The following is a 13,748-nucleotide window of genomic DNA, read 5'->3' as shown; positions in this document are numbered from 1 at the left end:
CAAACTCTTGTGGGGTGGGCGTCCTCGCCCGCCCTCAAGATACAGCGGTTTTTATATGCATGAGGTACACCTAATTGTAAGGGCGAACAACCGTTCGCCCCTACAAGTGTAATTCATTATACATAAAATGCTGTATTAGAACCGACAGCACCATTAAGAAAGTCTAAGTATTTATCAAAATATCTTTGACCCAGTATTCTTTGACTATCTGCTGAAAAATGAACATTATCCCCTGAATTACCTGCCAATCCTAAACTGGAAGCAACTTTTACATTACTTAACCTAGTAGGAGCTTCTTGAATTGCTTGTAAAATATTAATTCTTGCTTGTGTTGAACCTACCCATTCCCTTACTAATTCACCTAATATAAACGGAACTGTGTCAGCATTCAATGCATTTCTTAAAGATGTAATCATTGCATCTAAAGCAGCAGAATAAGCCGTTTTGGTCATTTCTACATCTTGCTCGCCTTGATGCCATAATATAGCTTTTAACCTATTATTAGAATTTAAAGCTTTAGCTGCGTTACATTGTTGTACTGCAAAATTATACAAATCGTTTCCAGGATTCCATCTATTATCAGAGAACCCTGTGCCTGCCACAGCACACGGAACTACAAGAATTTTTCTATAGTTTGGCGTAACTAATAATACTTCTCTGGCGAAAGACATACAAAAACCAATCTGGTTTGACATTTGTTCACTATGAAACAAAGGTTCTTTTGCTTGAATTATTTTATTTAGATATGTTCCAGAGCTAGGATATTGATAAATGCGATCGCTGGTAAAATCAAAGTTGGCATCTAATGTATTGCCCCAACCTTGAGCGTTTGACTGACCTATCAATAAATAGATGTCAAAACCTATATCTGAGATTTTGGTAAAATCAATTTGACGAATAGATACCATATTCCTATTAAATTAGTAAAAATATATTGAAGCCAGTCGCTTACTGGGGTGGGAGGGGTTTAGAAAATTGTCGCCCGAAGAATATCTACAATTTGGGCTTGAGTGCCGCATTGAGAAGGGAGAGGGAGGGAAACCATCTAAGCGATGGTTCCGAGCAACAAAAAGGGATTAAACGTTATACAAGCTTCCGCCTGGTCTACGTTCAGTAATAATAGTCGAAACAATTGCGTTCTTCAACTGCTTACTCAATCGGTCTCCATTCCCTTCAGCAGTCGCATTACCACTGCTATCCACATTTACAGTGATGTTATTAATGATTGTCAAGGTGAAGGACAGTACCATAGAGTCGCTTCGATCCCCGCCAACCAACATAAACGAGTTGGTAGTGGTCTCGTTCGGTGTCAAAAATAGTTTGTGCTTGGATGCGATTATCCCAAGTCAGTTTCGCATGTTCGCTTAACAAGTGTTGGATGTATCGACGGTATTCATCGACGGTAGCCATCGCTCAATTACCTCCAAATCAATATTGTATGTCAGTAAGTAAAGTTGGTTTTATCCAACAAGGTCTTGAATAAATGGATTAGTAAAGAAACGCTCATAAATATCACTCGATACAGCTAGATACAAAACCCGCTCTGATTCTTGTACTCGTAAAGCTGCTCGATATGCAATAAATTGCCCTAGTGCTTTATAGAACTCTGAAATCTTAGAAGGACCGAGGAAACTTTTAATTTTCACAGCAATTTTCATTCCTTATCACAAAAATGCGATCGCATTGCCAAACATAATGAGACCCCAGTGCAAAGAGTAAGTAGAGGGGTCTGTAAAACAACACTGTTTTGTTAACGAGAGTTGTAGGTTGGGTTGAGTGCAAGCCAAAGAACCTTCCCCCGATAAGGATATGGCACAAGAATCAGCAATTACCAAAATAGCGATCGCACGCATTTTGCATTGGCTAAAACTGTGAAGACTGTCGTAAGCTGCCGCACAATGGTGGCACGGTGGGCAGTGCCCACCCTACTTTCTTCGTGTTCTTTGCGTCTTCGCGGTTTATTTAAAGATTTTGGTAATGTTGGGTTTCGTGCCTCAACCCAACCTACGTGAGCGTCTTCGCGGTTTATTTAAAGGCGCTTGTCAAATTTTGGTAATGTTGGGTTGATTCGCATAATAAAAAAAGCCTGCGATCGCAAGCTGTGTAAAAGGTGATTATTAAAAATAAAAATCAGAAATATTCGGTAGGATAGAAATTTCTTTCGCTCACAGAATAACTGGATCTTTTCCAAGATTTCTTCAATAAATTATGTCAACTGCAAAATTCAGCAAGCCGTAAACCCCATCAATAAATTGAGGGGTTTGCGTGTATCTATCAACCAATTTTTCATCCTTTACCCTTTATCCTTTATCCTTTCATTTCGCTGCCCCTGCGAAAGGAAAGATAATGTCATCTAAAGTTCGCAACAATTCTTGCTCGTTGTAAGGTTTAGAGAAATAAGCTCGCGCACCCAATTGCATTGCAAGTTGGCGATGTTTATCGCTACTGCGAGAGGTAAGCATGGCGATTGGTATATCTTTAAAGTCGGTATTTGATTTAACACGACCCAAGAAACCATAACCATCAATGCGAGGCATTTCAATATCGCAAATCACAGCCTGAACCTTCAAACCACTTTGAAGTTTTTCCAAAGCATCTTGACCATCTTTGGCTTGTTCAACTTGATATCCTCCCTTTTCAAGAGTTAATGCTAGGAAGCGCCGGACATTAATTGAGTCATCCACAATCAAAATTGTGCCTTTGTGATGACCGGGAAGCGCTGCTTGTTTGTCATCGGTTGGTGCAAGGAAAACAGTCTTTAACTTGGCTGATGGAAGTTGTGAAGTTCTGGGTACCCGCTCATTGGTAGCAATCCAATAGAGCATTTCGCTGGCATTTACTAAGGGTACGACCCGACCATCACCCAAAATCGTACAGTTGCTGAAACCACTGGGTAAAGGAATATTTCCTTCTACCCGACGGATAGCGACTTCTTGCTCACCCCAACACCTATCCACTTGCACGGCGACTGGCTGATTGCCCTGACTGACAATGAGAATGCTGGAAGCGTTGATTGCAGGGGGAGTTTCTAGGGTTGGATTATCGTATCGGGGACAATTAAACTCCAGGTGACGACCCAAGCGAACCAAGGGAAGCATGGTACCCTGCCAATTCAGGACTTCGCTGGTAGCCATTGGGAAGATATGCTCTTCATTAAGCAGGAATATCTCGGATACCACATCTGTGGGGAATGCCAAAAGCATGCGATTGGTTTCTACCAGCAGAACTCGTGCTACTGAGAGGGTGAATGGTACTGACAGGGTAAATGTGGTTCCCATTCCCAGGTTAGTATCAACTTTAACATCGCCCCGGACTAATTTGAGGTTGTTACGCACAACATCCATGCCCACGCCACGACCAGAGAGGGTTGTGACTTGATCGGAGGTACTAAACCCCGGTTCAAAAATCAGCGATAGCAGTTCTTCATCTGTTGCTTGCGCCAATAAAGTAGGTTCTAGCCCCATCGCAATGGCACGGGAGCGAATTTTCTCTAGGGAAATGCCGCGCCCATCATCTCGGATAGTGATAATTGTACGGTTCCCTTGGTGGGTTGCTGCAATTTCTATCAACCCTTGTTCGGGTTTACCTGAAGCACGGCGTGTTGCTGGGTCTTCAATACCGTGGTCGAAGGCGTTCCTGACTAAGTGCATCAAAGGCTCGTTCAAAGCTTCCAAGATGCTGCGTTCAATTAAGGTGCTAGCGCCTTCAATTTTCAACTGTACGTTTTTGCCGTATTCCACGCACAAGTCGCGCAAAGCTCTGGGAAAGCGATCCACAATATCGGATAGCGGTCGCATCCTGATTTGCGTGAGCTTTCTCTGCAGTTGCTTGGATGTTTTGGTAAGTTTGCGGGCAAATTGGTCTGTATCGTCAATGCCAAGTTGAATGTCAGTGGTGACCTCTTGCACTTGAACGATAGTTTCCATCACTTCCTGGGATAGCAGGTTGAGTTCATTATAGCTATCCATTTCTAGGGAATCAAACCCACCTTCCACACCATTTGCTTGGTCGTTATCATCCGAAGATGCAGGGGGTTGTTCTAGCGTATCGGCAGGTGGTAAGGCTATGAATGGAACTCCAGATGGCACTACACTTTGAGTTGCTATTTTATCGTAGGCTGTACGGAGTTGTTGGTTTTCTCGCTCCAGGATTTGTACTCGTTGGTTAAGACTGCGAATGAGTTTGCGTAACCTTTCGAGTTGCAAATTCATCCCGTTGCGCTGAATAATGAGTTCTCCAAATAAATCGTTAATTTGCTCTAGTTGCCTGCTGGGAACTCGGACTGTGTTTTCCTGAGTTTCGCTCTTACTGCTACCAACAGTTTGTTCGGCTTTGCGTTCGGTAAATTTGTAATTTGGTGTAGGAATTTCTCTAGAAGGTACTGTAGCTGGTTCTGGTTCTTCAACTGGAGCGTTAATTTCTTCAGCAAAAGCTGCTTCCAACGCTTCAAAATCGGCTGCAATGATTTCTCGATCCAGCCATGATTCTTCAGTTTCTTCTGGTTGCAGAATTCCTGCTTCTATAGATTCTGTTTCTAGTTCGTTCGTTGGGACTGGTTCTACTGCGAGCAGTTCTGTTGGGGCATGGGCTGCTGTTTCAACTGCCATGTCATCAAGGTGTAATTCTGTGGGCAGGTTTTCCAGTTGGTTTGTCAGCACCAAAGCTTGCGATCGCCGCCATGCTTCCAATGCTGCACGAGCCACTGTTTCCACCTGTGGGGGCTCAGCCACTTCCACGTAATTTGCTATTGACATACACAGTTGAGAAAATGCCTGCAGTTGAAGCATTTCCCCCAACCCGCCCAATTCCGCTGCCATGATAGCAACTTCTTCTTTCAGACAGGGCTGTTCGCTATCTGCCAGAACGGATTCAAGGCGCTGCAAACACCCTTCCACTTCCGTTTCAAATAGCAAAGGTATGATGTCTTGCCCATCTTCTGGAGACAGCATGGTTGCGGCATCTTCAGGAGTTGGGTCTCCCAAGCGTTGGTGCAACTCATCAAAGACTGGGTAACAGAAGGTACCCAACCATTGCTCGTCTACCTCACCGCCTTGTGATAGCAATTCCACTATCTGGCGCAGCCAATCTACTGCTGTTAACAGCAAACTTTGCAACTCCGTATCAATCTCTAAGGAGTTTTTCCTAGTTTTTAAAACTTTAAATGAATCTTCTAAACGGTGAGCTAAATCACTTAGAGACCGAAATCCCATCATCCCTGCGCCGCCTTTAATGGAATGGGCAGCCCTAAGTGCAGCATTAATTTTTTCTGGAGAAATGCGATTGCTTCCGTTCAGTTCTAACAATACCCCTTCCAGGGTATTGAGATAATCATTCGCTTCCTCCAGAAACTGCATCTGGATTTCTGAGCGACACAATCCACCTTTAGGTTGGGCTATCCCCGGTGGTTTTGTAGATTACGGTGAATCTGTTGAAAATGCGGCGCAACGCGAGGCTTTAGAAGAGACGGGCGTGCAAGTGGAGTTGGTCGAGCAATTTCACGTTTATTCCGATCCCAGTCGCGATCCTCGCAAGCACACTCTCAGTGTTGTGTTTTTGGCAACGGCAACTGGTGAACCCCTAGCGGGGGATGATGCTAAGGGTATAGGGATTTTTGAGCCTTGGGAAATACCTAAAGACTTATGTTTTGACCACGATAAGATTCTGCGTGATTATTGGCGTTATCGGCATTATGGGATACGTCCGAGGTTAGGTTAGGTTTGAACCGCTAAGACGCAAAGGGCGCGAAGAAAGAATAGGGGAGGGCAAGCAACTTAAAGGCTGACTTAACTGAAGCAAATATCTACGGAATCAGCTTTAAAAACGCGAACCTAACAGGTGCGATAATGCCAGATGGGAAAGTTAGCGCAGAACATATTTCGGAAAAAGTAATATCGTATGAATCGTCAAGTAATTCGCACTGATAAAGCACCCGCACCAGTAGGACCGTACAATCAAGCAATTGTTGCCTCCGGTCAAATGATTTTTGTTGCTGGGCAAATTCCAATCGATCCCAGACTGGGTGATGTTCTTTATACTGATGATGTGGCAAAGCAGACCGAGCAGGTGATGGCGAATATTGAAGCCATTCTGACAGCAGCAGGTGCTACTTTCCAAAACGTGGTGAAAACTACTGTATTTCTATCCGATCTCAATAATTTCGGTGCAATGAACGCGGTTTATTCCAAGTATTTCTCGGAAGACTCAGCCCCAGCCCGTGCTTGTGTTGAAGTATCGCGTTTGCCTAAGGATGTTTTGGTAGAGATTGAATGTATTGCGGTAATTTAAAGTTGTTTCACTAAAAATAGTGGTAAAGTTACTAATTTTTGTAGCACTTTCATCAAAAGTTACCAATTGTTGTAGTTTTAGGGTGGGCACTGCCCACCATTAACTGGTGCTGATAGCAATTCCTATTGAGTTACTTCTTTTCCGTTCTCAAATTACCAATTTTTGTGAACTGCTGTGCGGCATAGCCCTTCCAATGTCTCTGTCCACGGTTAGCTAGTGGTGGGCAGCGCCCACCCTACGTCTACGGTTAGCTGGTGGTAGGTGGTGCCCGCCCTACGTCTACATCTGTGTCTGGGTGTTTGGGCAACACCTCATGATATCATGATTTATTGAAAATTATTATCAGGTTTAATCCATAAAAAAGTTCTTTAGTCAAGATGCTTGAATAGTCAAATACTTGAAGACTTGCATCAGAAGTTTTTATTGACTTTTTAATAAAAAAGCTTGAATTTTAATACTAGTCTTTCTTAATAAGCATCTTATTGAGATAGAATTGCAAAATTAATAAGAAAGTTTTTTAACGGAGAGCGGCAAATGAGTGTGAGGCAGAAGAGTTTGCTAGGAGCTAGTGCAGCCTTCCTAGCTCTGACTGGTCTAGTTGCAGGTAGCTTTGGTAGTTTACAAGCAGTCGCTAATTCAAAACCCGGTCACAAGCAAGCAACTTTACTCGCCCAAGGGGAACAAAAATCTTTAACAATTATTTTTCCGAGCAGGTCTGATTCTACCGACTTGCAAAATAAAGCTAATGCAGTGGCAGCATTTTTGTCCAAAGAATTAGGAATGCCGGTTCAAGCTCAAGTAGGTGATGATACTGCAGCTGTGGAAGCTTTGAGAGCAAACAAAGCTGATGTCGCTTTCTTAAGCAGCCGTCCAGCTTTGAAAGCCGAACAATTAGCAAATTCTCGCTTGTATCTTGCTGAGGTACGCCCCACTTATTCTGGAAAATATACATATAACTCAGTGTTTGTGGTTCCCAAAGCCAGCGCCCTTAAAACTTTGAATTCCGGTAAAGCAACTTTGGAACAACTGCGCGGTAAGAGAATGGCGTTTACCTCGCCGACTTCAGGTTCGGGGTTTATTTTCCCCACAAGTGAGTTGGTTAAGCAAGAACTAGTAAAAAATCGCGATCGCCTTGACAGTTTCTTCGGTCAAGTAAGCTATGGTGGTAATTACAGCAAGGCATTGCAAGCAGTTTTACGCGGTCAAGCAGATGTCGCTGCAGTATCAGAATATGCTTTGAACCCACCATACATTACAGCAGCTGAAAAAAATCAATTACGGGTTCTTTATAAAATCTCTGGAGTTCCAGCACACGGTGTAGCTATTGATGATGATGTTCCCGCACCTACACGTGAAAAGATTATCAACGCTATGCTCAAGCTCAATCAGCCGCAAAACAACCAGCTGCTGAAAAACCTTTACAACTCCACAGAACTGGTAAAAGTTGACCATAATACTCATTTGGGGCCAGTTCGTGAAGCCCTTAAGAATGCTGGAGTAGATCCATAATAGTCATTTGTCCTTTGTGACCAATAACAAATGGCTGAGGACGACCCTTACCAGTGACGTTAATTTGTCCCGACCTACTTATGACTCATCCAGTAATTCAGTGTCAGGACGTAGAGACAGCTTATTCCAAGGCTTTGAACCGTCCGATTTTAAATCAGATTAATTGTGAGATTAATCGAGGTGAATTTGTCGTTTTGTTAGGTCTAAACGGTGCAGGTAAGTCTACCCTGTTGCGATCGCTTGTCGGGTTAGTTCCATTGGTAAGGGGATCGATTCAGGTGAATGGCATGCCAATGAACGGACGCACCCTTCCTGAAATTCGACGTAATGTTGGGATGTTATTTCAGGGCGGCGGGTTGATTCGTCAGTTACCAGCCATCGAAAATGTTTTGTGCGGGCGCTTTGGTGTCAGGACAACTTGGCAAACACTGTTTGGATTTCCTAAAAGCGATCGCCGTCAAGCTTTAGAATTGTTAGAGCGGTTAGGTTTGAGTGAGCACGCTTATCAGAAAACTGGTAATCTCAGTGGAGGACAGCAGCAACGGGTAGCAATAGCCCGTGCATTAATTCAATCCCCAGAGATTCTCCTTGCTGATGAACCCATTACGGGCTTGGACATAATAGCATCCAAACAGGTGATGGAAACTTTAGCTCAACTCCACTCTCAACACGGTATGACAATTGTCACAGTTTTGCACGATTTAGGAATAGCCGCAGAGTACGCACAACGAGCGATTATTCTGGATGCTGGACGCGTGATTTATGACGGGTGTTGTGACAAAAACCTGCAAGCCCAATTTGCTTACTAAATTTAGAAAACCGGGGGCGAAAACAGGGGAACTGGGTTTAATTTTTCATTCCCAATCCTCAGTATTTAGCCTCAATAGTAAATTGTATGAAAAATCTTTTTCGTCTTTGGAAACGCTTTTCTTGGGTGAGTCGCCTACTCATTCTGCTTATTGTTGTTACGGTTTATGGTTGGGCGTTGCAAGGTCTGAAAGTAGATTTTCAACTCTTAAAGGATAGCTGGTTCCACATTATTGACTTTATTTCGCGGTTGTTTCCCCCAAATACTAGTTGGGATATTCTGCAAAAAACAGCTAAAGCACTGGTAGAAACTGTACAAATGTCTGTTTTGGGAACCACGATTGGAGCATTGCTGTCTCTACCGATTGCTATTGCTAGCGCTCGTAATATAGCCCCTCTCTGGCTGCAATGGCTGGCTAATTTTCTGCAAAATGCCGTTCGTTCTGTTCCTTCGATTATTCTTGGATTGTTATTTGTAGCCGCAACCGGGCTGGGTCCAGTTGCAGGAACTTTAGCTTTAGGCATTTACACTATTGGCTATCTAGCAAAATTTTATCAACAAGCGATTGAAGCGGTCGATCCCCGTTCTATAGAATCTTTACAAGTTGCTGGTGCATCTAGCTTGCAAATTGTTCAGTACGGTATATTACCTCAAGTGCTGCCTTTGATATTGGGTTACACTTTGTGGATGTTCGAGTATAACATTCGGGCAGCATCAGTTCTTGGCGCAGTCGGCGCAGGTGGTTTTGGTTTTGAATTGAAGAGTTATATTGATGGGTTTGAGTACACCAAAGCTACTACGATGATTTTGATATTATCAGTTGTTGTTACGGTGATTGATGCTTTAAGTAGCAAGCTACGTCAGCGGTTAGATTCAATGTAAAGTATGAAGGATGAAGTATAAAGTATAAATTACAAAAGTATAAAGTATGAAGTAAAATTCATCAAGCAATTTAAGGGCAAGTATCTATCAACTTAGATTTCATCCTTCACCCTTTCTCTTTTATCCTGAACAGACAGTAAATACTGTGAATATCTAACACAGTATGGTAAATAAATTTACATACGAAATAGCTTACCAATATTTTGGTATCTAAATCTTGGGCATCTACAGTTTTGGCTAGCCAGTGACATAATCGGAAGATTCGTTCATGACTCAACCCCCATCCCCTGAACCCCGACCGGGCAAAACTGTTCCCACAAGTTATGATTCCAACGCTACTAATATTAGCAAGCTACCAAGTCTTCCTTCAGGAAAAAAAGGGCAGCAATGGAGTTTGAAGTATAAAGCAACGGCTTTAGCACTGGCTGTCAGTGTGCTTCCCGTACTGACAATGGGTACAGCTACCTATTTTGGTAGTCAGTTGGCTCAGCAGCAAATGACACAACAGGCGAAAAATGAAGCAGCAACAAAACTTGCCCTACAAAAACAAGGGGAATTTCTGTTAATTAGCACTCTCATAACAGCAGTATCGGTAGGTGCAATTGCTGCTTTTGTAATGAATCGTGCCCTTCGTCAAGTGCTTAATGCGACTGCAACTTCGACAACTGTAGTGAATAGATTGTATCGGGAAGAAATAAGTACTCGCGATCGCTCAGGTGGAAAAGATGAACTGGTGGCTTTAGAAGCAAATCTCAAATTAATAGAAGAGCAGCTTCCAGAATTGCTATGGAAACACGAAGCATCTGCGGAACTCTCTCAAGTATTGATAAGCGTCAGTCACCGCATTTGGGGAGCACGTTCTGAAGAAGATGTCCTCAGAACTGCTGTTGAAGAAGTTCGCCAAGTTTTTAAAACTGACCGCGTAGCCGTTTTCCGCTTCGACGCCGACTGGAATGGAACCTTTGTAGAAGAATCAGTAGCACCCGGTTGGCCAAAAGCTTTGTGGTCTACAATCAACGAGCCCTGTTTTGCTTCAGATTATGTGGAAAAATATCTTCAGGGGCGCGTTCGTGCGATTGACAATATTTACCAAGCTGGTCTGAATGATTGTCACATTGGGTTGTTAGAGCGATTTGCTGTTAAAGCGAATCTGATTGCTCCGATTATCACAAATAACCAGCTATACGGTTTATTCATTGCCCACCAGTGCTCTAGTCCTCGATTGTGGCAGCAGATTGAAATTGATTTATTTGCTCAGTTAGGTGCTCAAGTGGGGTTTGCCCTTGACCATGCTAAGTTGCTAGAACAGGTGGATGAGAAAGCGGATCGACGTCAAGTCTTTATCGATATTACCCGACGGATACGTGCGTCCCTGCATGAAGAAGATATCCTGAAAACGACAGTGGAAGAAACTCGCAAGGAACTTAGAACCGACAGAGTGATTGTTTTTGGCTTTGACGAAGATTGGTATGGAACTGTTCTTGCAGAAGCTGTGCTTCCAGGTTTTCCAAAGGCGTTGCGAGCTAACATTAAAGACCCCTGTTTTGCAGAGGGCTACGTAGACCAGTATCAAGCAGGACGGGTTCGAGCCACCAACAATGTCTATGAAGCTGGTTTGAGCCCCTGTCATATCGGTCAACTGGAACCCTTTGCGGTTAAAGCGAATTTAGTTGCCCCCATACTTAAAGATGATAAGTTATTTGGTTTATTGATTGCCCATCAATGCTCTGAACCTCGTAACTGGCAACAGGTAGAAATTGATTTATTTGCCCAAGTGGCTGCACAAGTGGGATTTGCTCTCGACCATGCCCGACTTGTGAATCAGATAGAGCAAGCCTACCAAGCTGCTGAAACCGCTTCTATTGACCTGTACCAACAAAAAGACGTGCTGGAGCACCAAGTATTAGAACTCTTGAGAGAGCGAGAAACAGTTATCCAAACGATAGAAGTTGAAGCATCAAGACAGATGGAGTCTCTCCAAACTGGATACGATCGCATTCAAGCAATGGCTAACGTTGTTCGGGGTATGGATGCAACTCTTCAACAATTGAAACTCCAACGGCAACAAGTGGATCGGGAAGTACAAACGGGTCAAGAGAAGATAGAGCAGGTCACAACCAACATTGTTACAATCCAACAAGTGATTTTGAATGCTGCCGAAAAGCTGGAACTTTTAAACGGGATATCTCAAAACCTTTCCTCAACAGTGCTGCTTGTCAGTAATGCTGTGTCCGAACTGAATTTACAAGCAATGAACGTAGCGCTTAAGGTAACCCGAGGCAGCACCGAGCAAGAGCGTGTTGCTCTGGCAGATAAAGTTCTCGTTATGACGCGGCAGTTGAAAGGAAACATTGAAGAAACCGAAGGTCTTGTAGCGAAAATTCAGTTAGAAATCCAGGAGGTGTTTGAGGTTATTGGGATGGTTACAGAGGAACTCACTGCCGGAACTCAATTGGTAGAGACCACTCAGGAAAAACTTGACCGAGTTGCTACTATCGATACTAAAATAGACCTCTTATTAGGGGAAATTACACAAGACCTAGAAAATCAAACGCAAACCTCAAGTGCTGTAAATCAGGTCATGATGGAAGTTTCAAGTATTATTAATAATTTTAAAAAGATTTATAGCAGTAGTTGAAATTGTAGCATTCTGCAATGGGTGGCGGTAGTAAAGAGAAGGTAGCTATGCAGAAGTTGCCTGCCTCTTTCTTTAGCTCCAGGTTTAGTGCAAAAATTAAGTTTGACATCAACTGACGAATTGAGAGACCGTCCATGCAGGTACTGAAAGCAACCGATAACGATTTCGCTGACAAATTCAGGATATTAGTCAACGAGAGAAGAGAAGCAACCGTTGATGTCAGTGGGACAGTTCGGGAAATTATCAGTGATGTCAAAATGCGCGGTGATGCTGCAGTGAAGGAGTATACGACTCGCTTTGACCGATATAGCCCGCAATCATTACGCCTGAGCGATTCTTTTATTCACGAAAAAGCAGCCCAATGCCCTGCATCTGTTAGGGAAGCACTGGAACTGGCGGCTTCACGCATTACTGCTTTTCATCAAAAGCAGCTACCGCAAGGCTTTGTCTATACAGATGCAGCAGGTGTCAGACTGGGATTAAATTGGTTTGCTTTGTCTCAGGTGGGAATCTACGTACCCGGAGGACGAGCTAGTTATCCAAGTTCGATGTTAATGAATGCCCTGCCTGCTAAAATTGCTGGCGTGCATCGGATAGTCATGACAGTGCCAATGCCAAAGGGGGAGATTAATCCAGCAGTGCTCGCAGCTGCCCAAATTGCTGGTGTCTCTGAAATATACTGTATTGGTGGGGCACAAGCGATCGCTGCCCTTGCTTATGGAACAGAAACGATTACCCCCGTGGATAAAATTGTTGGTCCGGGTAATGCCTATGTTGCCGAAGCAAAACGACAAGTATTTGGTACTGTTGGGATTGACAGTGTTGCAGGTCCGTCAGAAATTTTAGTTGTAGCAGATAGCAAAAACAATCCAGACTGGATTGCATGGGATTTGTTGTCACAAGCCGAACACGATCCAAGCGCTCAATCTATTCTGATTACTGATTCTGAAACCTTCGCTCAAAAAGTTATCAATGCTGTTGAGCAAGTTCTCGCAACCTTATCTACTAAAGAAGTTGCAAGTGCAAGTTGGGAAAAGCACGGTGCTGTGATTTTGGTTGAGAACATAGAGCAAGGGATTCCCCTACTCAACCAACTCGCACCAGAGCATGTGGAATTATGTGTAGATGAACCGCGATCGCTTGCTAGTAAAATTACTTGTGCTGGCAGTTTATTTTTAGGACGCCACACACCAGAAGCCATTGGCGATTATGTAGGTGGACCCAATCACGTATTGCCTACCGCACGTTCTGCCCGCTATGCTTCCGGTTTAAGTGTTTACGATTTTCTCAAGCGAATCACCTATTTAGAATGCAGCGAACAGGCATTGCAAACCATAGGCAAAGCAGCCGTAATATTAGCAGAAGCTGAGGGTTTGCCCGCTCATGGCGGTAGTGTAGCTATACGTCTGGAAGGGAGTTAGACGTATGTTGGGTTGAGGAACGAAACCCAACATTCATTCAATTGCGGAACAAAACCCAACATTCATTCAATTGCGGAACAAAACCCAACATTGATTTAGTTGAAGCCCAACATTGAATCGAATTGTTTCATTCCTCTTTAGATTTTCACCAGCAAACACTTATAGATTACCAGTATGACTATCCAACCAAAAAAATACTATACTT

General features: G+C 43.4%; 9 protein-coding genes and 2 pseudogenes. 7 read left to right on the top strand and 4 right to left on the bottom strand.

The window, feature by feature from the left end:
- Positions 1-116: 116 nt before the first annotated feature.
- The 4 genes from ACYRY3_RS12980 to ACYRY3_RS12965 all read right to left on the bottom strand — a co-directional run bounded on the left by ACYRY3_RS12980 (position 117) and on the right by ACYRY3_RS12965 (position 5,354).
- Positions 117-908 (bottom strand): sialate O-acetylesterase, encoded by a 792-nt coding sequence (locus ACYRY3_RS12980; RefSeq protein WP_460202073.1) that lies wholly within the window; start codon positions 906-908, stop codon positions 117-119.
- Positions 909-1,218: 310 nt separating this feature from the next.
- Entirely contained in the window at positions 1,219-1,410 is a 192-nt protein-coding gene (locus tag ACYRY3_RS12975; protein ID WP_460202072.1) for an element excision factor XisI family protein, read from the bottom strand.
- A 50-nt stretch (positions 1,411-1,460) separates the two neighbouring features.
- On the bottom strand, positions 1,461-1,658 hold the full coding sequence (locus ACYRY3_RS12970) for an element excision factor XisH family protein (protein ID WP_460202071.1): 198 nt from the start codon (positions 1,656-1,658) through the stop codon (positions 1,461-1,463).
- 657 nt (positions 1,659-2,315) lie between these two features.
- Positions 2,316-5,354 (bottom strand): hybrid sensor histidine kinase/response regulator, encoded by a 3,039-nt coding sequence (locus ACYRY3_RS12965; protein ID WP_460202070.1) that lies wholly within the window; start codon positions 5,352-5,354, stop codon positions 2,316-2,318.
- Here ACYRY3_RS12965 and ACYRY3_RS12960 point away from each other — a divergent pair.
- From ACYRY3_RS12960 to hisD, 7 genes and pseudogenes are all read left to right on the top strand, one after another.
- Positions 5,353-5,715, top strand: a pseudogene (locus ACYRY3_RS12960) (NUDIX domain-containing protein); the annotation flags it as partial. The gene ACYRY3_RS12965 and the pseudogene ACYRY3_RS12960 sit on opposite strands and share 2 nt — an antisense overlap.
- 59 nt (positions 5,716-5,774) lie before the next feature.
- Positions 5,775-6,285 (top strand): annotated as a pseudogene (locus ACYRY3_RS12955) (RidA family protein); the annotation flags it as partial.
- 534 nt (positions 6,286-6,819) lie between these two features.
- Positions 6,820-7,794 (top strand): phosphate/phosphite/phosphonate ABC transporter substrate-binding protein, encoded by a 975-nt coding sequence (locus ACYRY3_RS12950; RefSeq protein ID WP_460202069.1) that lies wholly within the window; start codon positions 6,820-6,822, stop codon positions 7,792-7,794.
- Between the two features lie 80 nt (positions 7,795-7,874).
- Positions 7,875-8,603, top strand: coding sequence for a phosphonate ABC transporter ATP-binding protein (locus tag ACYRY3_RS12945; RefSeq protein ID WP_460202068.1), 729 nt, complete (start codon positions 7,875-7,877; stop codon positions 8,601-8,603).
- Positions 8,604-8,689: 86 nt separating this feature from the next.
- Positions 8,690-9,484 carry a phosphonate ABC transporter, permease protein PhnE gene (phnE, locus tag ACYRY3_RS12940; protein WP_460202067.1) on the top strand — a complete coding sequence of 265 codons (795 nt, stop codon included), beginning with the start codon at positions 8,690-8,692 and terminating at the stop codon, positions 9,482-9,484.
- A gap of 268 nt (positions 9,485-9,752) precedes the next feature.
- A complete protein-coding gene (locus ACYRY3_RS12935) occupies positions 9,753-12,122 on the top strand; it encodes a GAF domain-containing protein (protein ID WP_460202066.1) in 2,370 nt (789 codons plus the stop codon).
- 134 nt (positions 12,123-12,256) lie between these two features.
- Complete coding sequence (gene hisD / locus ACYRY3_RS12930) at positions 12,257-13,543, top strand: histidinol dehydrogenase (protein WP_460202065.1); 1,287 nt, start codon at positions 12,257-12,259, stop codon at positions 13,541-13,543.
- The last annotated feature ends 205 nt before the right edge of the window (positions 13,544-13,748 follow it).

This window comes from Scytonema sp. NUACC21 (assembly GCF_054684315.1).
This window is presented reverse-complemented; position numbering and strand designations above follow the sequence as displayed.

Excerpts from the sequence above, each read along its gene's own strand:
- ACYRY3_RS12980 (WP_460202073.1), bottom strand. The coding sequence starts at position 908 with ATGGTATCTATTCGTCAAATTGATTTTACCAAAATCTCAGATATAGGT.
- ACYRY3_RS12975 (WP_460202072.1), bottom strand. The coding sequence starts at position 1,410 with ATGGCTACCGTCGATGAATACCGTCGATACATCCAACACTTGTTAAGC.
- ACYRY3_RS12970 (WP_460202071.1), bottom strand. The coding sequence starts at position 1,658 with ATGAAAATTGCTGTGAAAATTAAAAGTTTCCTCGGTCCTTCTAAGATT.
- ACYRY3_RS12965 (WP_460202070.1), bottom strand. The coding sequence starts at position 5,354 with ATGCAGTTTCTGGAGGAAGCGAATGATTATCTCAATACCCTGGAAGGG.
- ACYRY3_RS12950 (WP_460202069.1), top strand. The coding sequence starts at position 6,820 with ATGAGTGTGAGGCAGAAGAGTTTGCTAGGAGCTAGTGCAGCCTTCCTA.
- ACYRY3_RS12945 (WP_460202068.1), top strand. The coding sequence starts at position 7,875 with ATGACTCATCCAGTAATTCAGTGTCAGGACGTAGAGACAGCTTATTCC.
- phnE (WP_460202067.1), top strand. The coding sequence starts at position 8,690 with ATGAAAAATCTTTTTCGTCTTTGGAAACGCTTTTCTTGGGTGAGTCGC.
- ACYRY3_RS12935 (WP_460202066.1), top strand. The coding sequence starts at position 9,753 with ATGACTCAACCCCCATCCCCTGAACCCCGACCGGGCAAAACTGTTCCC.
- hisD (WP_460202065.1), top strand. The coding sequence starts at position 12,257 with ATGCAGGTACTGAAAGCAACCGATAACGATTTCGCTGACAAATTCAGG.